Annotated in this window: 21 protein-coding genes, 5 tRNA genes and 4 other annotated features; of the genes, 21 read left to right on the top strand and 5 right to left on the bottom strand. The window is 29.6% G+C overall.

Features of this window, described 5'->3' with window-relative positions; all coding sequences use genetic code 11:
- The first annotated feature begins 221 nt into the window (after positions 1–221).
- The gene (locus Ccar_RS17530; RefSeq protein ID WP_007062965.1) at positions 222–1,004 is read left to right on the top strand and encodes a gamma-glutamyl-gamma-aminobutyrate hydrolase family protein; all 783 of its coding nucleotides are present in this window, start codon (positions 222–224) and stop codon (positions 1,002–1,004) included.
- 40 nt (positions 1,005–1,044) lie between these two features.
- Here Ccar_RS17530 and dapB read toward each other — a convergent pair whose 3' ends face one another.
- The 3 genes from dapB to Ccar_RS17515 are packed head-to-tail and all read right to left on the bottom strand — an operon-like array spanning position 1,045 to position 3,728.
- Positions 1,045–1,791: a 4-hydroxy-tetrahydrodipicolinate reductase gene (dapB, locus tag Ccar_RS17525; RefSeq protein ID WP_007062966.1), complete on the bottom strand. Its 747-nt coding sequence runs from the start codon at positions 1,789–1,791 to the stop codon at positions 1,045–1,047.
- A 12-nt stretch (positions 1,792–1,803) separates the two neighbouring features.
- Entirely contained in the window at positions 1,804–2,685 is an 882-nt protein-coding gene (gene dapA, locus Ccar_RS17520; RefSeq protein WP_007062967.1) for a 4-hydroxy-tetrahydrodipicolinate synthase, read from the bottom strand.
- 47 nt (positions 2,686–2,732) lie between these two features.
- Positions 2,733–3,728: an aspartate-semialdehyde dehydrogenase gene (locus Ccar_RS17515; protein WP_048030317.1), complete on the bottom strand. Its 996-nt coding sequence runs from the start codon at positions 3,726–3,728 to the stop codon at positions 2,733–2,735.
- 359 nt (positions 3,729–4,087) lie between these two features.
- On the opposite strand from Ccar_RS17515, the gene Ccar_RS17510 reads away from it, so the two are divergent.
- The 11 genes from Ccar_RS17510 (at position 4,088) to Ccar_RS17460 (ending at position 10,134) form a co-directional block, all read left to right on the top strand.
- Positions 4,088–5,791, top strand: coding sequence for a peptide ABC transporter substrate-binding protein (locus Ccar_RS17510; protein WP_007062970.1), 1,704 nt, complete (start codon positions 4,088–4,090; stop codon positions 5,789–5,791).
- 81 nt (positions 5,792–5,872) lie between these two features.
- On the top strand, positions 5,873–6,124 hold the full coding sequence (locus tag Ccar_RS17505; RefSeq protein ID WP_007062971.1) for an alpha/beta-type small acid-soluble spore protein: 252 nt from the start codon (positions 5,873–5,875) through the stop codon (positions 6,122–6,124).
- A gap of 107 nt (positions 6,125–6,231) precedes the next feature.
- Positions 6,232–6,987: a class I SAM-dependent DNA methyltransferase gene (locus Ccar_RS17500; RefSeq protein ID WP_007062972.1), complete on the top strand. Its 756-nt coding sequence runs from the start codon at positions 6,232–6,234 to the stop codon at positions 6,985–6,987.
- A 3-nt stretch (positions 6,988–6,990) separates the two neighbouring features.
- Positions 6,991–7,875 carry an Hsp33 family molecular chaperone HslO gene (gene hslO / locus Ccar_RS17495; protein ID WP_007062973.1) on the top strand — a complete coding sequence of 295 codons (885 nt, stop codon included), beginning with the start codon at positions 6,991–6,993 and terminating at the stop codon, positions 7,873–7,875.
- Positions 7,876–7,970: 95 nt separating this feature from the next.
- Positions 7,971–8,046 (top strand) — tRNA-Val (locus tag Ccar_RS17490).
- 5 nt (positions 8,047–8,051) lie between these two features.
- Positions 8,052–8,128: transfer RNA gene (locus Ccar_RS17485), tRNA-Asp, on the top strand.
- A 5-nt stretch (positions 8,129–8,133) separates the two neighbouring features.
- A tRNA-Phe gene (locus Ccar_RS17480) sits at positions 8,134–8,209 on the top strand.
- Between the two features lie 15 nt (positions 8,210–8,224).
- Positions 8,225–8,299 (top strand) — tRNA-Gly (locus Ccar_RS17475).
- Between the two features lie 4 nt (positions 8,300–8,303).
- Positions 8,304–8,377, top strand: a tRNA-Cys gene (locus Ccar_RS17470).
- 140 nt (positions 8,378–8,517) lie between these two features.
- Entirely contained in the window at positions 8,518–9,339 is an 822-nt protein-coding gene (locus Ccar_RS17465; RefSeq protein ID WP_007064857.1) for a MerR family transcriptional regulator, read from the top strand.
- 93 nt (positions 9,340–9,432) lie between these two features.
- Entirely contained in the window at positions 9,433–10,134 is a 702-nt protein-coding gene (locus Ccar_RS17460; RefSeq protein WP_007062976.1) for a B3/B4 domain-containing protein, read from the top strand.
- A gap of 96 nt (positions 10,135–10,230) precedes the next feature.
- Here Ccar_RS17460 and Ccar_RS17455 read toward each other — a convergent pair whose 3' ends face one another.
- Both Ccar_RS17455 and Ccar_RS17450 read right to left on the bottom strand, forming a co-directional pair.
- Positions 10,231–10,701 carry a hypothetical protein gene (locus Ccar_RS17455; protein WP_007062977.1) on the bottom strand — a complete coding sequence of 157 codons (471 nt, stop codon included), beginning with the start codon at positions 10,699–10,701 and terminating at the stop codon, positions 10,231–10,233.
- On the bottom strand, positions 10,661–11,416 hold the full coding sequence (locus Ccar_RS17450) for a DUF6873 family GME fold protein (RefSeq protein ID WP_007062978.1): 756 nt from the start codon (positions 11,414–11,416) through the stop codon (positions 10,661–10,663). Before Ccar_RS17450 ends, Ccar_RS17455 begins: the two co-directional genes overlap by 41 nt.
- A gap of 426 nt (positions 11,417–11,842) precedes the next feature.
- On the opposite strand from Ccar_RS17450, the gene ytxC reads away from it, so the two are divergent.
- From ytxC to Ccar_RS17405, 9 genes are all read left to right on the top strand, one after another.
- On the top strand, positions 11,843–12,742 hold the full coding sequence (gene ytxC, locus Ccar_RS17445) for a putative sporulation protein YtxC (RefSeq protein WP_034826325.1): 900 nt from the start codon (positions 11,843–11,845) through the stop codon (positions 12,740–12,742).
- Positions 12,743–12,847: 105 nt separating this feature from the next.
- Positions 12,848–13,118, top strand: a binding site (T-box leader).
- A gap of 141 nt (positions 13,119–13,259) precedes the next feature.
- Positions 13,260–13,545: a binding site (T-box leader), on the top strand.
- 72 nt (positions 13,546–13,617) lie between these two features.
- Complete coding sequence (thrS, locus tag Ccar_RS17440) at positions 13,618–15,534, top strand: threonine--tRNA ligase (RefSeq protein WP_048030315.1); 1,917 nt, start codon at positions 13,618–13,620, stop codon at positions 15,532–15,534.
- 43 nt (positions 15,535–15,577) lie between these two features.
- Positions 15,578–15,689: a sequence feature (ribosomal protein L20 leader region), on the top strand.
- A gap of 31 nt (positions 15,690–15,720) precedes the next feature.
- Positions 15,721–16,242, top strand: a complete 522-nt coding sequence (gene infC, locus Ccar_RS17435; protein WP_034826338.1) for a translation initiation factor IF-3 — start codon at positions 15,721–15,723, stop codon at positions 16,240–16,242.
- 19 nt (positions 16,243–16,261) lie between these two features.
- Positions 16,262–16,459, top strand: a complete 198-nt coding sequence (gene rpmI, locus Ccar_RS17430; RefSeq protein WP_007061857.1) for a 50S ribosomal protein L35 — start codon at positions 16,262–16,264, stop codon at positions 16,457–16,459.
- 27 nt (positions 16,460–16,486) lie between these two features.
- Positions 16,487–16,846, top strand: coding sequence for a 50S ribosomal protein L20 (gene rplT, locus Ccar_RS17425; RefSeq protein ID WP_007061858.1), 360 nt, complete (start codon positions 16,487–16,489; stop codon positions 16,844–16,846).
- 131 nt (positions 16,847–16,977) lie between these two features.
- On the top strand, positions 16,978–17,760 hold the full coding sequence (locus Ccar_RS17420; RefSeq protein ID WP_007061859.1) for a TrmH family RNA methyltransferase: 783 nt from the start codon (positions 16,978–16,980) through the stop codon (positions 17,758–17,760).
- 68 nt (positions 17,761–17,828) lie between these two features.
- Positions 17,829–18,058 (top strand) — a binding site (T-box leader).
- A gap of 121 nt (positions 18,059–18,179) precedes the next feature.
- Positions 18,180–19,199, top strand: coding sequence for a phenylalanine--tRNA ligase subunit alpha (pheS, locus tag Ccar_RS17415; protein ID WP_007061860.1), 1,020 nt, complete (start codon positions 18,180–18,182; stop codon positions 19,197–19,199).
- Between the two features lie 50 nt (positions 19,200–19,249).
- Complete coding sequence (pheT, locus tag Ccar_RS17410) at positions 19,250–21,631, top strand: phenylalanine--tRNA ligase subunit beta (RefSeq protein ID WP_007061861.1); 2,382 nt, start codon at positions 19,250–19,252, stop codon at positions 21,629–21,631.
- A 196-nt stretch (positions 21,632–21,827) separates the two neighbouring features.
- Positions 21,828–22,433 carry a cell division protein ZapA gene (locus Ccar_RS17405; protein ID WP_048030313.1) on the top strand — a complete coding sequence of 202 codons (606 nt, stop codon included), beginning with the start codon at positions 21,828–21,830 and terminating at the stop codon, positions 22,431–22,433.
- Positions 22,434–22,540 lie beyond the last annotated feature (107 nt).

Genomic DNA, 22,540 nt, shown 5'->3' with positions numbered 1-22,540 from the left:
TTAATTTATATTTTCAAAATGATAAATCGTTTTGAAAATATAAATTAAAAAATAACCGTGAACACTTAGAAAAGTCTATAAATTTGAAATTGGCATACTTATTGCTATTGTATATAATTGTAAAGCTCGGAAGGAGGATTTACAATGCATAATATTTAAAGCATCAATTGTGGTATTTTAAATAATAAAAAATTTATTAATAAAAATAGGAGGAATAAAAAATGAAACCAGTTATAGGCATATGTGCAGATTATTCTTATGAATTAAATGGAGTTTATGAAGGATTTGGATGTGGATTTGAGTATCAGCTTGCTGCAAATGATTACGTTAAAGCAGTGGAAAAAGCAGGTGGAATTCCTGTAATTATACCTGTATTTAGTGATAGAAATAATGTTGAAAATATTATTGATATTATAGATGGTGTAGTTTTCGCAGGTGGAGCTGATATTCAACCAAAATATTATGGGGAAAATATAGGAGAAAATATAGGAAATATAATTCCAGAAAGAGATGAACAGGAATTACAATTAGCAAGAAACATTATAGAAAATAGTAAAGTTCCTATTTTAGGTGTTTGCAGAGGATATCAACTTTTAAATGTAGTTTGTGGAGGAACCCTTTATCAAGATTTATCTCAAGTTCAATCAGAATTAAGAAATAATAATTTTATAAATCATTCGGCTAAGGGATCACCAAAATATAACCCAGTACATGAGGTTAATGTTAATAAAAAAACTAAATTTTATAAAATTTTTAATAAAGAAAAATTAGGAGTAAATTCTTATCATCACCAAGCTATAAAAGATGTAGCTGATACATTTAATGTTGCTACTGTATCACCAGATGGGATAGTAGAAGCTATAGAAATGAAAGGTGATAGATTTGTATTAGGTGTGCAATGGCATCCTGAAATGTTAGGTGAACGCAATGATGAACAGCTTTTGATATTCAAAGCATTAGTAAATGCTTGTAAAGAATATAAATTAGCTAATTGTGCTAGCTAAACGCTAGCACAATTAGCTTTTTCATACAAGCTACTAATATTTATTTTATTACATCATCCATGGAATATAATCCTTTATCTTTTCCAAACATAAATTGACAAGCTTTGAGAGCGCCAATAGCAAATATATCTCTTGACATAGCTGTATGCTTTAATTCTATAATTTCATCCTTGCCAGCAAATATAACCTCGTGATCGCCAACTATAGAACCACCTCTAACTGCATGTATTCCTATTTCGTCATGAGTTCTTTTTGATATGCCTTCTCTCCCATAAACAAATTTAGTTTCTTCAGGTATAGAATCTTTTATAGTATTACCAAGAAGAATAGCAGTGCCACTTGGAGCATCAACCTTTTGATTATGGTGCTTTTCTATTATTTCAATATCAAAATCCTTATAGAGTAATTCGCTTATATTTCTTAATACTTTGTTTATAACATTAATTCCTATGGACATATTAGCTGAACGGAATACAGGTATCTCTTTTGATGCTTTATTTATTTCATCAATTTGTTCCTTAGTATATCCTGTAGTGCAAAGAACGATTCCTATATTTTTTTCTTTGCTATATTTAAGTAGTCCTTCTAAGGCATCTGGTCTTGAAAAGTCTAGAATAACGTCAGCATCAACAGTACACTTAGATATGTCTGCAAATACTGGGAAACTAGTTTTTTCAGTGTTTTTATCTATTCCAGCTGCAATAGTTAAATCAGAAGAACTATCTGCTAGTTTTGATATAACTTTGCCCATTTTGCCATTACATCCGCTTAATATAATTTTAACCATGGAAAATCCTCCTTACTTTAAAAGCCCATAATTTTTAAGTTCTTTTTTTAAAACATCTAGATTATTTGGAACCATGTCACAAAGAGGAAGTCTTAAATTTCCAACATTCATTCCCATGATATTCATAGCTGTTTTAACAGGTATTGGGTTTGTTTCTATGAATAATGCATTTGTTAAAGCCAAAGAATCTAATTGTATTTTTAATGCTTCTTTTACTTTACCATTTAAGAATAATTCGCACATGTCATGTACATCCTTAGGAATTACATTTGCAAGTACAGATATAACACCAATTCCGCCTAAAGCCATTATAGGAATTATTTGATCATCATTTCCAGAATATATGTCAAGTTTATCACCACAAACAGCTTTAATTTCAGCTATTTGGCTTATATTTCCACTAGCTTCTTTAACAGCAACTATATTATCTAATTCGCATAATACTTTTAATGTTTTTGGAAGTATATTTAATCCTGTTCTTCCAGGTACATTATAAATAATAATAGGGCTTTTAACACTAGTTGCAATAGCTTTAAAGTGCTCAACAAGACCTTTTTGTGTAGTCTTATTGTAGTAAGGCGTTATTACTAAAAGTCCATCTACTCCTATACTTTCTGCCCACTTACTCATATTAATAGATGCGGCAGTATTATTTGATCCTGTACCTGCTATTACTGGTATTCTTTTTTTAACTACATCAACTGTAAATTTAATTGTCTCTTTTCTTTCTTGTTCAGACATAGTAGAAGCTTCGCCAGTAGTTCCACAAATTACTATAGCATCTGTACTAGATTTAATATGCCATTCAAGAAGCTCTTCTAACTTCTTAAAATCAACGCCTCCATCCTTAAAAGGAGTAACGATAGCAACAGCTGAACCTTTGAATAAACTCATACAAACACCTCATTTTATTTATATATTATAAATAATTTTGTTTTAAATTATTTATTTCCTTTTACAATGCACTCAGCAATTTGTATTGCGTTAGAAGCTGCACCTTTTCTTATATTATCTGCTACAACCCATAGGTTTAGTCCATTATCTATACTGAAATCTTTTCTTAATCTTCCAACATAAACTTCATCATGACCAGCAGCTTCTACAGGCATTGGATAAACAAGGTTATCTACATCGTCTTTTAATATAATGCCTTCAGCATTTTTATAAAGAGAGAAGATATCCTTTATATCAAATTCTTTATTTAATTCTACATTTATACTTTCACTATGACCATATACAACAGGAACTCTTACTGTTGTAGCTGTTATTTTTAAATTATTATCATGTAATATTTTTTGTGTTTCATCTATCATTTTCATTTCTTCTTTTGTGTATCCATTTTCTAAAAATACATCTATATGTGGTAAAACATTACCTGCTATAGCATAAGGGAATTTTTTAGGTGCAGTACCTTTATAACCTTCTACTAAATCATTGTAGCCACCCATACCAGCACCAGATACTGCTTGATAAGTAGAATAAATTATTCTCTTTATACCATATTTATCATATAAAGGTTTTAAAGCTACAACTGCTTGGATTGTAGAACAATTAGGATTAGCTATTATTCCTTTATTCCATTTAATATCTTCAGGATTTACTTCAGGAACTACCAAAGGTACTTCAGGATCCATTCTCCAAGCACTACTATTATCTATAACTGTAGTACCGTATTTTGCAAAAATAGGTGCAAATTCCTTACTTACGCTGCCCCCTGCAGAAAATAAGGCAAAGTCTATTTTTTTGTTTTTTATGTTATCTTCTTTTAATTCTTCAACAGTTACGTCTTTGTCTTTAAATTTTAATACCTTTCCAGCGGATTTTGCAGATGCGAAAAAGTAAATTTCAGCTACTGGAAAATTCCTTTCAACTAATACTTCTATAAATTTTCTTCCAACCATTCCTGTGCAACCAACTACTGCTACATTATAATTCATTTCTAAATGCCCCCTAAAATTTATTTTACTTAATATTATATAATGAATCTTAATAAAAATATACTCTTTTTTATTAGTAATAAAGCCTTATACAATTATTATATTATAATTTTTTAATATGTTTATTGCTAAATGTGCTTAAAATTTGCAAAAAATGCTTTGTGATATAACAATAGAATTAATTAGACTTATACTATTTTATAGAATAATAAATTGTTAATATTTTATATGTACAAAAATAAAATATACAAATTTCATATGTTTATGTTTTATTAAAGAGAATTTGGTATAAAATTAAGATATGAAAGTATGTTACATAGTTTAATTAAAAAGGATAAGTACGAAGGAGGTACCTTTCTTTGAATATTAAAAGATTATTATCTGTAATTGTTATTTTAACCTTGACTTCAACATCAGTACTAACAGGATGCAGTAAACCAAAAAAAGTTGAAACTGCTACTAAAACAGAAATTGATAAGAGTCAATATTTAAATCTTACTTTAGATAGTGAACCAAAAACTTTAGATCAATCTAAGGCTAAAGATCGTAGCTCGCTTCAAATACTGTCAGAAGTGAATGAAGCACTTACAAGAATAGAAACAGATTCATCAGGAAAGGAAATAGTGAAACCAGCAGGAGCAAAAAGTTGGGATGTGTCAGAGGATAAGTTAAAATGGACATTTCATATTAGGGACAATCAGTGGTCCGATGGGAAAAGTGTTACTGCAAAAGATTATGAATATGGCATAAAGAGAACATTAGATCCTCAAATTCAATCACCTAATGCATTTTTATTATATTCTATAAAAGGCAGCAAAAAATATAATGATGTTAAAACAAACGCAAATAAAAATATGTCATCTGATATTGTAGGGGTAAAGGCATTAGATGCTAAAACTTTAGAAATAGATTTGGAATATCCTTGTGCATATTTTATTAATATAACAAGTTCTATAGTAATGCAGCCTCAAAGGCAGGATATAGTTGAAAAATACAAAGATAGATATGGAAGCGAAAAAGATAAGATGGTATTTTGTGGACCTTTTATTATAAAACAATGGGTTCATAATGATAGAGTTGAACTTTATAAAAATGATAAGTATTGGGATGCCAAAACAGTAAAACTTGAAAAATCAAATTTTAAAATTTTTAAACAAAGTAATACTATAGCTAATGAGTTGTTAAATGGAGCTTTAGATGGAGCTCAGATTACAAATATAGAAGCCAAAGACAAAATAAAAAAGCAATCAAAATTTGACGTAGTAAAGCTGTCAGAGCCAACTACTGATTTTGAGTTTTTTAATCAAAAAAATAAGATATTTTCTAATGTTAATGTTAGAAAGGCATTTTCTTTATCCATAGATAGAGAGGAAGTTTCTAAAACTCTATGGAAAGGATTATACATGCCAGCATATGCTTTTGTACCTCCTTCACTTCAAATAGGAAAAGAAGATTTTAGGGGAAAAGCTAACTTTGAGCCGGTAAAAAAATTAAAAGAAGATGGAAATAATCCAAGAGAGCTTTTAGAGAAAGGATTAAAGGAACTTGGTATGGATACTGATCCATCAAAAATTACCATAAGATATATACAACCAGGGGTTGATGCAAAACAAAAAGACATAGCAGAGTTCTTTAGAAAAATGTATGAAAAGAATTTAGGAATAAATATAAAGATAGAGTATGCAGATGGAGATAACTTTACAAAGAAAATAGAAAGTGGTGACTATGACTTAGGTTCTATGACTTGGTTTGCAGATTATAATGATCCTATGTCAGAATTTTATTTATGGGTTACAGGTTCAAATATTATTTGTACAAATTGGTCAAATAGCAAATATGATAGTCTAATTATTAATGCAGCAAACTTAAGCCAGGATAAAAATGAAGATAGATTTAACGCATTTAAGCAAGCTGAAAATATATTATTAGCTGAGGATGCAGTAATAGCACCTACAGTGTATAGAAGTAAAGAATTATATAAATGTAAATATGTTAAAAATATTATGTTTACATTATTTGGAGCACCATATGAAATAAAATATGCGTATACTGAAGGAAGATAATTATGGAGGATTAACTTTACTTTAATATGCATAAATAATCCCTTTCGTGTAAAAAATAATAAAAAGAAAGGGGGAAATATTATGGGAAAGACTCCATTGAAAAAAGTTATAAAAGCTAAGCTTAAATCTCACAGAGAATTAAGTATTGAAGAAAAACTTAGAGAAAAAATGAAATATGAAATAGCTCATGAATTAGGATTAGATGATAAAGTTAGTAAATATGGGTGGGGAGCTCTTACTGCTGAGGAAACAGGAAGAATAGGTGGAATAATGACTAAAAGAAAAAAGCAGAATAATCTTCCTACAAACAAAATGATTTCAGAAAGAGAATGAGGTCAATGATATAGATTTTTATTAAGTTTATATTATTGACTTATACTTTAAAAGTATATAATATTAATTGGTGATATATTGAATTTTACTTTTGAAAGGAATTGAAAATGAAGTGTTATAAGGATTTTGCACATATTTATGATGAACTCATAAATAAAGATATAGATTATAAAAGTTGGGTACAAACTATATTAAAAAATTATGATGAGCTAAATATGGATAGAAAAGATTATTTGGATCTTGGATGTGGTACAGGAAACATAACTGAACTTATAGCAGCAAAGTTTGTTTCTTCTTGGGCTGTTGACTTATCTTATGATATGCTTACAGAAGCAGAAACAAAGATGAGGAGCAAAGGTATAAAGGTTAAGTTTGTCTGTCAGGATATAACTCAATTAAATTTGAACAAAAAATTCAATCTTATAACCTGTTGTCTTGATTCTACAAACTACATATTGGAAGAAGAAAAGTTAATAGCATATTTTAAAGGAATACATAATCATTTAAAAGATAATGGTATATTTATATTTGATATGAATTCTTATTATAAGCTCACAAAAATACTTGGAAATAATATTTACAATTATGATGATGAAAATGTAACCTATATATGGGAAAACTTTTTAGAAGATGATATTGTGGACATGTATCTTACATTTTTTGTGAAGCAAGGAGAATATTATAGAAGATTTGATGAAGAACACAGTGAAAGAGCTTATAAACATGAAAGAGTTTGTGAACTTCTAAAGTTATGCGGCTTAGAACTTGTAAAAGTTATGGATAACTATGAAGAGAAAATTATAAGCCATGAAACAGAGAGAATAACTTATATAGTGAAAAAGGCAAATGAGGAGGAAGTTTAGAATATGAAAGATAAATTAGTAAGAGCTGTGGCTAATAATGGTGATATAAGAATAATAGCAGCTACAACTACAGAACTTGTTAATGAGGGGATACAAAAGCATAAATGTGCTCCTACAGCAGCTGCGGCATTAGGAAGAATGCTTACAGCGGGAAGTCTTATGGGTTCTACGTTAAAATCTAAAAATGATGCATTAACTCTTAAAATTTCTGGAGGTGGAGAAGCAAAAGGAGTAGTTGTTACAGCTTATTCAGATGCTAGAGTAAAGGGGTACATTGGTAATCCATTAGTTGATTTACCTGCTAATAGCAAAGGAAAACTAGATGTAGGTGGAGCTATAGGTAAAAATGGAAGTCTTGTAGTAATAAAGGATATGGGGCTAAGAGAGCCTTATGTTGGTCAGGTGCCTATTTATACAGGTGAAATAGGTGATGATTTAGCTTATTATTTTACTGTTTCAGAGCAAACTCCATCGGCTGTTGGATTAGGTGTGCTTGTAGATACCGATTTGAGTATAAAAGCAGCTGGCGGATTTATAGTACAGATGATGCCAGGAGCAAATGATCTTACTGCAGATTTAGTAACTTATAGATTGCAAGAGATACCATCTATAACAGAAATGATGACTAAAGGAATGAATATAGAAGAAATTCTTAACTATATTTTTGAAGATATGGATTTAAAGATATTAGACAGCATTACACCTTATTATAAATGTGATTGCTCAAAAGAAAAGGTTGAAAAAGCTTTAATAAGCATAGGATTAAAAGATCTAAAAGAAATATATGATGAAGGAAAAGATGAAGAACTTAATTGTAATTTTTGTAATAAATCCTATACATTTAAGCATGACGAAATAGGGGAACTTATAAAATTAGCAAGTAAATAATGGGGAATTTTAAATTCTCCAATTTATTTAATAAAAATAGTTGACAACTTTTGTAGTAAGTTATATAATACTAATTGTCGCAGTTAGTAATACTTGGGCGCATAGCTCAGCTGGGAGAGCATCTGCCTTACAAGCAGAGGGTCACAGGTTCGAGCCCTGTTGTGCCCACCAAGTATGGCCCAGTGGCTCAGCTGGTTAGAGTGCTGGCCTGTCACGCCAGAGGTCGAGGGTTCGATCCCCTTCTGGGTCGCCATGTGTGGCTGGATAGCTCAGTCGGTAGAGCAGAGGACTGAAAATCCTCGTGTCCCTGGTTCGATTCCTGGTCCAGCCACCATTATTAAATTAAAACGCGGGAGTGGCTCAGTGGTAGAGCGTCACCTTGCCAAGGTGAACGTCGCGAGTTCGAATCTCGTCTTCCGCTCCAATATGGCGCTATAGCCAAGTGGTAAGGCAGAGGTCTGCAAAACCTTTACCCCCAGTTCAAATCTGGGTGGCGCCTCCATAAAAGTAGTCTAATCAGTAGTTAGACTACTTTTTTTTTATATTCAATTCTTTGCAATTACCATACCTTATATATTAGATTTTGTATGAAGTTATCTATATACTATGAAAACTATACTTTTAATATTGGAGATGAATTCAATGAAAGATTTATTTACCGTTGGTGAAATGTCAAAGTTATTTAATATTAATATAAAGACATTAAGGTATTATGATGAAATTAATCTGTTTAAGCCAATATTTATAGATAAGACTAATAGTTATAGATATTATTCAACAGAACAATTTGAACAATTAAACACAATAAAATATTTAAAAGCACTTGGCATGTCGTTAAAGAGCATAGATTATCACTTGAAAGAACGAAGCATTGATAATATTATGGATTTATTAAAAAAACAGAAAAAAATTACGGAAGAAAAAATAAAGGATTTGGAATCTATAAAACAAAAAATTGAGAACAGGATAAACCAAATTAATTATGCTAGTTATAAAGAGAATTTAGATGTAATTCAGGAAATTGAGTTTAAAAAAAGGACCATTGTCTTATTAAAGCAAAGGATAAAATCTGATAATGATTTAGAATTGTCAATTAGACAGTTGGAGAATAAGACTAACAAAGATGCTTCTATATTTAATGGAAAAGTAGGAGTGTCAATTTGCATAGATAAATTAAATTATAGAATATTTGATGAATATGATTATATTTTTTTATTTACAGAAGGCGAAAGATATAATAAGAATTTGGTAAAAGTACTATCTCAAGGAGTTTATGTTACTATTCGTTTTTGTGGAACTCATAGGGATTCTCCTATGTACTATGATAAACTTTTAAGATATATTGAAGAAAAAGGGTATACAATTATAGAGAATTCAATAGAAGTAACACTGATTGATTTTGGATTAACTGTTGATAAATCACAGTTTGTAACTGAAATTCAAATATTGATAAATAAATATTGACACTCCAGTTACTGGATGGTTTATAATTTTCTGAACAGATAAGTGAAAAAGATAAACTAATAGTAAATTATATTTTGGAGTAGGTGATTAATTATGAAATTCAGTGTGTCAAAAGATGTTTTTGAGAAGTTAGGTAATATGTGCATTGGTATTGTAGTAGCTAAAGGTATTGATAACAGTGTGGAAAATGCTGAAGTAACTAAACTTCTAAAGAATAGTATAGAATTAAATGAGACAAAATTTGAAGGTAGAAATGTGAAAGAAGTAGAAGAAATAATGCATTATAGAGATGCATTTATGGAATTAGGTATTAATCCAAACAAATTTAAAAGTTCTATTGAAGCAATGATTGCAAGGGTTGCAAAGAAAAAAGGGCTGCCTAATATAAATCCAATTGTTGATATAGGAAATGCAATTTCACTAAAATATCTTGTTCCACTAGGTGCTCATGATATGGATACTGCTGGAGGAGATATTTCTATTAGGTTTTCAAAAAAAGGAGATACTTTTATTCCTTTTGGAGAAACTGAAGCAGAATGTTTAGAAGATGGGGAACTTATTTACTTTGCAGGACATGAAGTAAGAACAAGAAGATGGATATGGAGGCAAAGTGAAAAAGGAAAAATTGTAGGAGAAAGTAAAAATATATTTTTCCCTATAGATGGATTTAAGGGGAAGAATTATGACAATGTAATTAACGCAAGAGATGAACTAGCAGAATTATTAAAAAAGAATTTCAATTGTGAAGTAAAAGTAGGATTAGTGGATATAAACAACACTGAATTTGAATTGTAAATAAGGATTACTTTCTTCTAAGTAAAGCTCGTAAAATGCCATTTAGGCATTTTACCCAGCTGAACTTTATTGACCGTATTTTTAGTATATCTAAAACTAAAATATTAGAGTTTCTTTTTTTGAATCTTCCAATAAGGAAAACCTTTCTAGTTTTATATCATTTGAATCCTTTATATCTTTTAAAATTTTTGATAGATATTCATCTTTAAATTTAAACTGACATTCATATTTAATTTCACTATTTATGGAATAGTCTATATGAGAAGGAGCAATACCAACTACATATAGTGGAAATAGATGTTCTATACCTTTATTTATTAGAGCATACTGATATATTGTAGAGTCTACTATTTGACCATTATAAACATTAAAGCAGTGAGCATATTGTCGCTTATATCCATTCACTTCTACATAAAGAATTCCTCTTATAGCAGGAATATCGATTTGAAGCTTTCTGCCAAGTTGATAAATCAAACTTGATAATATAGGAGCATTATTTAAAACTTGATATCTGCTTATACAGTATTTACATATAGTGTCCATCATTTTGCTTTTCTCCAAGTTCATTTTGATGATCCTCCTTATTAACTATAAAAATACTTCCCCTATCTATTAGCTTTCCGCTGCTTAAATAAATAGGATTTATATCATATTTTTCTAGAAACTTTATTACTTCATCTCCATATAAGTAATTTTCTAAATTTCCGTAAAAAGCCATAGAATGTTTGTTTAAAAGACCACAGCAGCCACCTATAAATCCATAGTTCAATCCAGGCAGTAATATGTCTCCAGGTGGAAGCAAAAGTACATCTATATTTTCGTTAATTAAAGCTTTAGCTATAGATTTATCACTGGTTATAATAGCTTTATCATTTACAATGGCAGTGGAACATTTAGTATAACCCTGCTTAACATTTATTGTTTTTTTATCTTTTATATAAAGCATAAGATTAGGATCTGTATACTTTATGTTATGAACAAACAAATTTGGCATATTCACACTGTTTAAGAAAATATCATAGGGATATTTTTCTTGAAGATTATTTTGAGAAAAAACCACTTTAAAATTTATAGAAATCAGCTTATCTACAAATTCTTTATTCATATCTTTATGAACCATTATTGTATCCTCAGAAATTATATGTAAAAGGATATCAGGATGTCCACATACCGCTTCATAGAGCAAATTTGATGGTGGACATATCAATATTTCATATCCTAATTTTTTAAGATTACCTTTTTCTTCATCACTTATTCTAAAATCTACAATAGCATATTTCATTATTCCGTGCACCTCTTTTGGTTTAGATATTATATATTATAACTTTAATTTTTAAAATAAGCACAATGCGGCGGAACTTTTTCAGAGGACAGAGGACAATTGACAGAGGACAGTGAAGGATGATTTTTCTTCGCTTTGTTACGAAAAATCTTTAATTAAATTTTTGATGACTCGTTTCGCTAAAGCGAAACATTGTTGATTTATGTAAATTAAAAGCCTGTTTTGTGTTATCAAAACAAGCTTTAAAATAAATTAGTTTTCTGACGTAAGGAGGAAAACTTACCTTCATTGTCCTCTGTCCTCTGTCAATTGTCCTCTAAAAATATTGCTTCGCAATATTTTTATGTTGTGTCGATATTTGAAAATAAATTTTTGAATATACATTTGTTTTAAACATATACTATTTCAAAGAAGGGAGTGGAAATGATGTTATTGCTTACTGTTGTATACGATAATGATAAAGAGAAAGTAATAGATGGAATAAACAATATAAAAGAATATTTTAAAAATAAAAATATAGTAATAGGAATTTCAGAAAGTATAGAATCCAATACTCACTTCGTAAAAATATTTTGTAATGAAGAGTTAAATGATAGATTGAGTAATATGTTTAATGTAAATATAGCTAATATGTTATATGAAATTGTTATAGATGAATTTTATAAAAAGGATATGGAAATGTTTTTATGTGATACGTATTTTTTTCTTAGACATGATGAAATAAAAGAAATAAGAGAAAATAGCATAAAAGTACTAAAGGGGAAAGAGTCAATAATTGATGAAAATTCAATTTATTATATGAATAAGAGGAATACTATAATTGACAAAATAGTGGAGTGCATAGTTGAAAATAAAGAAATAAATATAAATGGATTTATAACTTTTAGAATGAAAGAGTTGAGAGAAGATTTAGAAGAAATAGTTGATAAAGTTGTAGAAAGATATATGACCGAAAAAGAATATAATGAATTTATAAAATTATTAAAGTACTTTGTGGAAATTCAAGAAAGTAAAATAGAAGAAATAAATATAATTATAAAAAGTGATGGTAAATACTTGATACAGGATAAGGAAGGTAATGATATAGAAAAAAAACTATTTGCTGATTTAGGAGATCTAAAATATAAAGAAAATACAAATATGGATGATATGATCATAAGTATGTTGATAACTAATTCACCAGGAAAAATAATAATTCATTGTGGGGATAATTGTAGAAATTTGGATTTGATAGATACTATAAAAAAGGTTTTTACAAATAGAGTTCAGATGTGTGATACCTGTAAAATATGTGAAAAGATTAAACACAGTCTCAATAAAGTATGAATTGTAATAATATAAAATTAATAAAGAAAGTATAAAAATATTTAAAAATTTTTAATTTAAGGTGTTGACAGTTATTATTTTAGATACTATAATGAGGTATATAATTTAAAGACGCTGATAAGGAAGAGTAAATGACAAACTACTCTAAGAGAGAAAAATCCATTGGGTGAGAGATTTTTTGAGTAAGGGTTATTGAAAACCACCTTTGAGTCGAATACTGAAATTATAGTAAGTATATCCGCTGCCTGCGTTAAAGGTGTAGAGATATCAGTAAAGATAAAATATTATAGCTTTAGTAGTTTTTATTAAAGTATAATTTAGATAATTTGATTACTGTTAAAGTTGGGTGGAACCACGAATAGCACTCGTCCCATGTGTTGGGATAGGTGTTTTTTTATTTAAAATTAACATTAATTGGTGCTGTGGGTAAAATTTTAATTATATCATGTTTGAAATTAAATTTCAATAAAAAGTATAAAAAACTATTGACAACTATTAACTTAAAAGAATATAATATACAAAAACAGTGATAAGGAAGAGTAGATGTGAAGCTGCTTTAAGAGAGAAGAACCCATTGGTTGAAAGGTTCTTTAGGTAAGAGACATTGAAAACCACCTTTGAGTTGAATACTGAAATTATAGTAAGTATATCCGTTTCCTGCGTTAAGGGGTTTAGAGATAACAGTAGATATACAGTAGAAAAATTTTATTTTCTTTATTGTATAGCTTTAATAATCATTGCCTAAATAAGGCTTAGATGCTGTTGAAGTTGGGTGGAACCGCGAAATAACACTCGTCCCATATTTATTTATGAGACGAGTGTTTTTATATTGTAAATAATTATAATTTAAATAAAAAGATTAGGAGGAAATTATTATGGTAAAGATTACTTTAAAAGATGGAAGTTTAATTGAGGTAGAAAAAGGAACAAAAGTAGCTGATGTAGCTGCTAAATTGAGCACATCCCTAGCAAAAAAGGCTCTAGGAGCTAAGATAGATGGTGAAAGAGCAGAATTAATGGCAGAAGTTAATAATGATTGCAAACTTGAAATACTAACTTTTGATGATGAAGATGGAAAATGGATATTAAGACATACAGGTTCACATATACTTGCTCAAGCTGTAAAAAAAGTATATCCAGAAGTTAAATTAGCTATAGGACCAGCAATAGATACAGGATTTTATTATGATTTTGATGCAGAATTTTCTTTTACTCCAGAAATGCTTGAAAAAATAGAAGTAGAAATGAACAAAATAATTAAAGAAAATTTAAAACTTGAAAGATTTGAGCTTCCAAGAGAAGAAGCTATAAAACTTATGCAAGAAAAGAAAGAATGTTACAAAGTTGAATTAATAAAAGACTTACCAGAAGATGCAGTAATATCTTTCTATAAACAAGGAGACTTTGTAGACTTATGCGCAGGTCCTCACGTACCATCAACAGGAAAGGTTAAAGCTGTAAAATTACTTTCCATCGCAGGTGCTTATTGGAAAGGCGACGAGAAGAACAAAATGCTTCAGAGAATTTACGGAACTGCTTTTGAGAAAAAAGCTGATCTTGATGCATATTTAAATATGTTAGAAGAAGCAAAGAAAAGAGATCACAGAAAATTAGGTAAAGAATTAGACTTATTCAGTATGCACGAAGAAGGACCAGGATTCCCATTCTTCCACCCTAAGGGAATGATAATAAGAAACACTCTTCAAAACTTCTGGAGAGAGATGCATTCAGCAGCTGACTATGATGAAATAATGACTCCTGTAATTTTAAATGAAAAATTATGGAGACAATCAGGACACTGGGATCATTATAAAGAAAATATGTACTTTACTAAAATAGATAATGAAGATTATGCTATAAAACCAATGAACTGTCCAGGATCAATACTTGTTTACAAAAATACAATACACTCATACAGAGAATTACCTTTAAGATATGCTGAGATGGGTCTAGCACATAGACACGAAAAGTCTGGTGCACTGCATGGTCTTATGAGAGTTAGATGTTTTACACAAGATGATGCTCACATGTTCTTAGCAAAGGATAATATTACAGATGAAATCGTAAATGTTATAAAATTAATAGATGACTTCTATAAAGTATTTGGATTTGAATATTTTGTAGAACTTTCAACAAGACCAGAAGATTCTATGGGAAGTGATGAAGATTGGGAAGCTGCTACTAATGGTTTGAGAAAAGCGTTAGATACTATAGGTCTTAAATATAAAGTTAATGAAGGAGACGGAGCATTCTATGGTCCTAAGATAGGCTTCCACTTAAGAGATTGCATAGGAAGAACTTGGCAGTGTGGAACTGTACAGCTTGACTTCCAGATGCCAGAAAGATTTGATTTAACTTATATAGGTGCTGATGGAGAAAAACACAGACCAGTTATGGTTCATAGAGTTGTATTTGGTTCTGTAGAAAGATTTATAGGAATATTAATAGAGCACTATGCAGGAGCATTCCCAGCTTGGCTTGCACCAGTACAAGTAAAAATAATGAATATTACAGATGATCAAATTGATTATGCAAATAAAGTTGCAAAAGAATTAAAGAAGAATAAAATAAGAGTAGAAGTAGATTTGAGAAATGAAAAAATTGGATACAAAATAAGAGAAGCTCAACTTCAAAAAGTTCCTTACATGCTTGTATTAGGTGATAAAGATATGAAAGAAAATACAGTAGCTGTAAGAAGCAGAAAGCTTGGAGATTTAGGAGCTATGGCTTTAGATCAATTTGTAGAAAAAATCAAAGGTGAAATTGACAGAAAAGAAAGTTCAGTAGATTAATATAAAAATGTTGACAAATTAAAAATAGTATAGTAAAATACTCTATGTTAAGAAGAAACAGCCGTTTCTCACCTTACAGCAAAGCTAGTGAGGTTACTACAGTTTTTGTTAGAATTGTATTTTCAGGACGGCTTAAGCCGTCCTTTTTTATATGTTATAAAACATAAACATAAAACCACCTGGGAGGTGAAAATTATTAATAAAGATTTTCTTATGAATGAGGAAATAAAAAACAAAGAATTAAGGGTTATTGGAGATGATGGTTCTCAGCTTGGAGTTATATCATCAAGAGATGCACTTAAAATGGCTGAAGAAAAAGAACTAGATTTAGTTATGATATCTCCAAATGCTAATCCACCAGTTTGCAAAATAATGGATTTTGGAAAGTTTGTTTATGAGCAAGCTAAAAAAGATAAAGATGCTAAGAAAAAACAAAAAGTTGTAACTCTTAAAGAAGTTAGACTTAGTCCTACTATAGAAGAACATGATGTTTCTATCAAAGCAAATAATGGACGAAAGTTCTTAGTTGCAGGTGATAAAGTAAAAGTCACTGTTAGATTTAGAGGTAGAGAAGCAGATTATTCTTTTACAGGTAGAAAAATATTAGATGCTTTTTATTCTAGGCTTGAAGATGTTTGTATAATAGAAAAACATGCTAAGCAAGAAGGAAGAAACATGATAATGATTTTAGCACCTAAGAAAGCATAATTGAGAGGAGGAATTTATTATGCCAAAAATGAAAACTAAAAGAAGTGCAGCAAAGAGATTTAAAGTTACAGGAACAGGTAAGCTTAAAAGAGCTAAAGCTTTCAAGAGCCATATATTAACAAAGAAAAGTACAAAAACTAAGAGAAATCTTAGAAAAGCAGGATATGTTTCAGTAACTCAAGAAAAAACAATGAAACAATTAATGCCTTATGTATAATAGATGGTTCGAAGGAGGGTTTTTTAAATGGCAAGAGTAAAAAGAGCGGTAAATGCTCGTAAATATCATAAAAAAATATTAAAGCTTGCAAAAGGCTACTATGGTGGTAAAAGCAAGTTATTTAAAACTGCTAATGAAACAGTTATAAGAGCATTAAGAAATGCTTATGTAGGAAGAAAGTTAAAGAAAAGAGATTTCAGAAAGCTTTGGATAGCTAGAATAAATGCTGCTACAAGAATAAGTGGACTTTCATATTCAAGATTTATGAATGGAATGAAGCTTGCAGGCATCAACATCAACAGAAAGATGCTTTCAGAAATAGCTATAAATGATCCAAAGTCATTTGCTGAATTAGTTGAGATAGCTAAGAAACAAATAAACGCTTAATTTAATATTTACATAAAAAATACAGCTAAATGCTGTATTTTTTTAAGTTACATAGAAAGTATATTGATATAAAAATTAATTAAGTGCAAATATACATGCTTGGATTTATAATTTTGTAAAGGTTGAGTGTTATGGAGATAATTACAAGTAAGGATAATTCATTAGTAAAGGAAATAAAAAAGCTAAAGGAAAAAAAGCATAGGACTAAGAATAATCAGTTTCTAATTGAAGGTTTTAGATTTGTTGAGGAAGCTTTAAAATCAGAATTTCAAGTGCCAATGATTTTTGTAAGTGAGAGTCATAAAAGTAGATTTCAAAGTTTTGATATCAAAAGTAAACTTCAAAAGAGCACTAAGATTTACTGGGTTTCAGAACAAGTATTAAAGCTTTTAAGTGATACAGAAACTCCACAAGGTATAACTGCAGTAGTGGATAATAAAGAATTAAATGTGGAAAACAAAGAAGGATTTTATGTACTTGTGGATAAAGTTCAGGATCCAGGGAATATGGGTACTATTATAAGAACCGCTCATGCATCTAAAGCTCTTGGAGTAATAATTACTAAAGGGACTGTAGATATATATAATGAAAAGACCTTAAGATCAACTATGGGATCCATATTTCATGTACCTGTAATACAGGATAATGATTTAAATAAAGTAAACTTTCTAAAAGAAAAGGGATTTAATTTAGTTGCTAGTTCACTTAATACAGATAAGAATTTTTATGATGTGGATTTAAAAGGAAAAAAAATAATAGCTGTTGGCAATGAAGGTAGTGGAATAAGTGATGAGATATATAATATGGCTGATATAAAGGTGAAGATACCAATGCCAGGAGGAGCAGAGTCTCTCAATGTATCTGTAGCTGCTGGAGTTATGATGTTTGAAGTTATACGTCAGAGCCTTACATAGCAAAAAATTTGAAATTTGTATTGACAATGTAAAGTTATATATGTAAAATAGTAAAATAAGTTAAGAAATATTAAACTATGATAAAGAGAGTAGATATATAATTTTTTTAGAGAGAGAAGGTCGGCGGCTGAAAGCCTTCTTAAAAAGTTTATATATTGAAGTTCACTTTAGAGTTCTAATTGTGAAATTTTAAGTAGCAGTTAGCGGTTAAAACCGATATATTTACAAAGAGGGTATTGTTTTTATAAATATAATGATATCAATTTGGGTGGTAACGCGGATAAGGTCCGTCCCTTTTTTAGGGACGGATTTTTTATATGTATAAAGTTAAACTATATGTGTTTGAAATTTAGTTTAATTTATATAGCAGCGTTTAGCTGGTATAAGAATGTATAACAAAATGTGAAAGGAGAAAAAACATGAAAGAAAAATTAGAACTTATAAAAAATAATGCTTTAGAAAAAATAAAAAATATTTCAAGCAGCTCTGAATTTGAAAACATAAGAGTAAAATATCTTGGAAAAAAGGGTGAATTAACACAAATACTTAGAGGTATGGGAGCTCTTTCAGCAGAAGAAAGACCTGCAGTTGGAAAAATAGCAAATGAAGTAAGGGCAGTATTAGAAAATGCCATAGAAGAAGGAATCAATAACATTAAAAACAAAGAAAAGAAGTCAAGACTTCAAAATGAAGTAATAGATATTTCTATGCCAGGAATAAAACAAAATTTAGGAAGAAGACATCCATTAGAACAAACTCTAAATGAGATGAAAGATATATTTATAACTATGGGGTTCACTATAGAAGATGGTCCAGAGGTAGAACTAGATTATTATAACTTTGAAGCATTAAATATACCTAAGAATCATCCAGCAAGAGGTGAACAAGATACTTTCTATATAAATGACAACATAGTTTTGAGAACTCAAACTTCTCCAATACAAATTAGAACTATGGAAAAAGAAAAACCACCAATAAAAATGATATCTCCAGGAAAAGTATATCGTTCAGATGCTGTAGATGCTACCCATTCACCAATATTTTATCAAATGGAAGGCTTAGTAGTAGATAAAGGCGTTACTTTCGCAGATTTAAAGGGTACTCTTGAACTATTTGCAAAAAAGATGTTTGGAGATAAAGTTAAAACTAAATTTAGACCACATCATTTCCCATTTACAGAACCTTCAGCAGAAATGGATGCTACTTGCTTTGTATGTGGTGGAGAAGGCTGTAGAGTATGTAAAGGAGAAGGTTGGATTGAACTTTTAGGTTGTGGAATGGTTCATCCAGATGTTCTAAGAAATTGTGGTATAGATCCAGAAGTGTACAGCGGATTTGCTTTTGGTTTTGGTGTAGATAGAATGGTTATGCTTAAATATGGACTTGATGATATAAGACAGTTATATGAAAGTGATATGAGATTCTTAAATCAATTTTAATAAAAACAATATATAGGTATAACAAAAACACTAAAAAGGAGAGAATATAAATGAAAGTTCCAGTTAAATGGTTAAAAGATTATGTGGATATAGATATTCCGGCTAAAGAGCTTGGAGATAGACTTACTTTAAGTGGTTCAAAGGTTGAAGGAATAGAAACTACAGGAGATGAAATTCAAAATGTAGTTACAGGAAAGATAGTAGAAATAGTTAAACATCCAGAAGCTGATAAATTATCTATATGTCAGGTAGATATAAATAAAGAAGAGCTATTGCAAATAGTTACAGCAGCAACTAATATGAAAGAACATGATGTAGTTCCAGTAGCACTTCATGGTTCTACACTACACGGCGGACTCAAGATAAAAAAAGGCAAACTTAGAGGAGAAGTTTCTAATGGTATGTTCTGTTCAGAAGAAGAGCTTGGAATAGCTGGAGATAAGCCGGTTCATGGACTTATGATACTTCCACAAGACACACTACTAGGTAAGGATATAAAAGAAGTTTTAGACATGACAAGTTCTGTAATAGATTTTGAGATAACTTCAAACAGACCTGATTGTTTAAGTGTTGTAGGAATTGCAAGAGAAACTGCTGCAACTTTAGGTGCCAGAAAGTATAAAATGCCAGAACTAAAATTTGAAGCTGTATGCAAAGATAATATAAAGGATGAATTAAAAGTAGATATAAAAGATAAGCTTTGCAGAAGATATATGGCAAGAGGTGTTAAGAATATTAAAATTCAACCATCACCAGGTTGGATGCAGGATAGATTACTAGAAGCTGGAGTAAGACCAATAAATAATATGGTGGATATTACTAATTTTGTTATGTTAGAGCTTGGTCAGCCTATGCATGCTTTTGATGCAAGACAGATAACATCTAAAAATATAGTAGTGGAAAGAGCGCTAGATGGAGAAAAGTTTACAACTTTAGATGATGAAGAAAGAATTTTAGATTCAAATGTACTTAATATAAAAGATGGAGATAGAACTATAGGACTTGCTGGAATAATGGGTGGATTAAATTCAGAAGTCCAAGATGATACTACTTCAATAATATTTGAAAGTGCAACTTTTGATGGAACAAATATAAGAATTTCAGCTAACAAATTAGCACTTAGAACAGAAGCATCTTCAAGATTTGAAAAGGACTTAGATCCAAACTTAGCAGAAATTGCTTTAGATAGAGCTTGTCATCTAGTGCAAGAATTAGAAGCTGGGGAAGTTATGGAAGGTACTATAGACATTTATCCAGAAAAGTTAGAAAGACATACTTTAGAAGTTGATTCTAATTGGATAAATACATTTTTAGGTACAGATATATCAAAAGAAGACATGAAAGAGTATTTAGATAGATTAGAACTAAACACAGAAGTTAAAGAAGATAATTTAGTTATAGATGTACCAACATTTAGATCAGATATAAATATAAGAGAAGATGTAGCAGAAGAAGTAGCAAGAATATATGGATATAGCAATGTGCCAACCACTATAATAAAAAGTGTTAATGCAAGAGGTGGAAAGAGTTTAAAACAAAAATTAGATGATAAGTTAGTAGAAACTTTAATGTGCAGCGGACTTAATCAATCTATAAGTTATTCTTTTGTAAGTCCTAAGGTTTTTGATAAAATTCTTTTACCTGAAGATAGTGATTTAAGAAAAGTTGTATCTGTAAGGAATCCACTAGGTGAAGATTACAGCATAATGAGAACAACAACTGTACCGTCTATGATGGAAGCACTAGGAAGAAATTATTCAAGAAATAACTCATATGTAAGAATTTTTGAAATGGGTAAGGTATATATTCCAAATGAAGATGAAAACAAACTTCCAGAAGAGAGAAATATTCTTACTTTAGGATTATATGGGGATGCAGATTATTTCCATGTAAAAGGAGTAGTTGAAAATATACTTGAAAATTTAGGAATTGACAAGTTTTCTTTTAAAAGAGAAAGTGAAAATCCTAGTTTCCATCCAGGAAAAACAGCAGCACTTTATATAAAGAAAGATTTAGTAGGTATTTTGGGAGAAATTCATCCTGATGTAGCAGAAAACTATGGTGTTGATGAAAGATGCTATATTGCTGAATTAAACATTGATATATTATACAAATATGCAAATATGGATAAGAAGTATAAGGCAATTCCTAAGTTCCCTGCAGTAACAAGAGATATGGCTATATTGATAGATGATAGTGTACTTGTACAGGATATTGAAGAAATAATGCATAAGCAGGGTGGACATTTACTAGAAAGTATAAAATTATTTGATGTATATAAGGGAGAGCAGATACCAGAAGGTAAGAAGAGTATAGCTTACTCACTTATATACAGAGAAGAAAATAAAACTTTAACAGATAATGAAGTAAATAAAGTTCATGATAAAATAGTTAGAACATTGGAAAATAGGCTTGGAGCACAACTTAGATAGTGTATAAGTAAACATAAAGCTTTGTGTAAATTTAATTTTATACAAAGCTTTATATATACATTGAAGTTTTATTCAAAATGCTGTAAAATTTAGGTAATAATGTTATTCAAATAATAGGTTTAATATATACAAGTTTTATGATAGAATAATGTTATATAAAACTGTAATAAATAGAGTTATCTAAGAGGGTGTTTACATGAATGTTATAACCGTTAAGATAAATGGAATAGAATATAATTTAAAAGGCGATGAACAAGAAGAATATTTACATAAAGTTGCTGGCTATGTGGACAAGAAGGTTAAAAATATATTAGAAAATAATAGCAAATTAAGTACTTCATCAGCAGCAATTCTTTCAGCAATAAATATAGTAGATGATATGTTTAAAAAGCAAAGAGAGTATGAAAAGCTTTGTGCTGATTTTGAACAAATGGCTAAATTACAAAAAAGTTATGAAGAACAAATTCAATCTTTAAAAAAGCAACTAAAGCATATGGAAGAATATAATGCAGAACTTCAGCAAAAATTAAAAAATGATGTGAATGCCCAATATTTGGAGCAAAAAGACCAGCATTTAGAAAAGTTAATGAAAGAAATGGAAGTAATGCAGGATACAGCTCAAAAATATATGAAGGAAAATACGGAAATTAAGTCTGAAAACAAAGAAATAAAATTTCAACTACAGTCTTCTAAATATAAAATTATAGATTTACAGCATAAGTTATTGGAAAACCAAATAACTTTAGCCCAAGAGAAAAAAAAAAATAACCCTTTATTGAATAGTGGACAGAATGCTAAATAAAAATCAAGGATTTTTAATAGTGTATGAATGTGAGAAAGCAAGATTTACTTTCTCACATTTATTTTTTGTTTAAATGATTAATATGGTACATAATGAGAAGGTATACA

It is taken from the genome of Clostridium carboxidivorans P7 (genome assembly GCF_001038625.1).
Classification (GTDB): Bacteria; Bacillota; Clostridia; order Clostridiales; family Clostridiaceae; genus Clostridium_AM; species Clostridium_AM carboxidivorans.
This window is presented reverse-complemented; position numbering and strand designations above follow the sequence as displayed.

What these genes read in the sequence shown, in the direction of transcription:
- Ccar_RS17530 (WP_007062965.1), top strand. Translation starts at nt 222, where the DNA reads ATGAAACCAGTTATAGGCATATGTGCAGATTATTCTTATGAATTAAAT.
- dapB (WP_007062966.1), bottom strand. Translation starts at nt 1,791, where the DNA reads ATGGTTAAAATTATATTAAGCGGATGTAATGGCAAAATGGGCAAAGTT.
- Ccar_RS17455 (WP_007062977.1), bottom strand. Translation starts at nt 10,701, where the DNA reads ATGAACTTGGAGAAAAGCAAAATGATGGACACTATATGTAAATACTGT.
- Ccar_RS17450 (WP_007062978.1), bottom strand. Translation starts at nt 11,416, where the DNA reads ATGAAATATGCTATTGTAGATTTTAGAATAAGTGATGAAGAAAAAGGT.
- Ccar_RS17465 (WP_007064857.1), top strand. Translation starts at nt 8,518, where the DNA reads ATGAAAGATTTATTTACCGTTGGTGAAATGTCAAAGTTATTTAATATT.
- hslO (WP_007062973.1), top strand. Translation starts at nt 6,991, where the DNA reads ATGAAAGATAAATTAGTAAGAGCTGTGGCTAATAATGGTGATATAAGA.
- thrS (WP_048030315.1), top strand. Translation starts at nt 13,618, where the DNA reads ATGGTAAAGATTACTTTAAAAGATGGAAGTTTAATTGAGGTAGAAAAA.
- rpmI (WP_007061857.1), top strand. Translation starts at nt 16,262, where the DNA reads ATGCCAAAAATGAAAACTAAAAGAAGTGCAGCAAAGAGATTTAAAGTT.
- Ccar_RS17405 (WP_048030313.1), top strand. Translation starts at nt 21,828, where the DNA reads ATGAATGTTATAACCGTTAAGATAAATGGAATAGAATATAATTTAAAA.
- Ccar_RS17420 (WP_007061859.1), top strand. Translation starts at nt 16,978, where the DNA reads ATGGAGATAATTACAAGTAAGGATAATTCATTAGTAAAGGAAATAAAA.
- Ccar_RS17460 (WP_007062976.1), top strand. Translation starts at nt 9,433, where the DNA reads ATGAAATTCAGTGTGTCAAAAGATGTTTTTGAGAAGTTAGGTAATATG.
- pheS (WP_007061860.1), top strand. Translation starts at nt 18,180, where the DNA reads ATGAAAGAAAAATTAGAACTTATAAAAAATAATGCTTTAGAAAAAATA.
- dapA (WP_007062967.1), bottom strand. Translation starts at nt 2,685, where the DNA reads ATGAGTTTATTCAAAGGTTCAGCTGTTGCTATCGTTACTCCTTTTAAG.
- Ccar_RS17500 (WP_007062972.1), top strand. Translation starts at nt 6,232, where the DNA reads ATGAAGTGTTATAAGGATTTTGCACATATTTATGATGAACTCATAAAT.
- Ccar_RS17505 (WP_007062971.1), top strand. Translation starts at nt 5,873, where the DNA reads ATGGGAAAGACTCCATTGAAAAAAGTTATAAAAGCTAAGCTTAAATCT.
- rplT (WP_007061858.1), top strand. Translation starts at nt 16,487, where the DNA reads ATGGCAAGAGTAAAAAGAGCGGTAAATGCTCGTAAATATCATAAAAAA.
- ytxC (WP_034826325.1), top strand. Translation starts at nt 11,843, where the DNA reads ATGTTATTGCTTACTGTTGTATACGATAATGATAAAGAGAAAGTAATA.
- pheT (WP_007061861.1), top strand. Translation starts at nt 19,250, where the DNA reads ATGAAAGTTCCAGTTAAATGGTTAAAAGATTATGTGGATATAGATATT.
- Ccar_RS17515 (WP_048030317.1), bottom strand. Translation starts at nt 3,728, where the DNA reads ATGAATTATAATGTAGCAGTAGTTGGTTGCACAGGAATGGTTGGAAGA.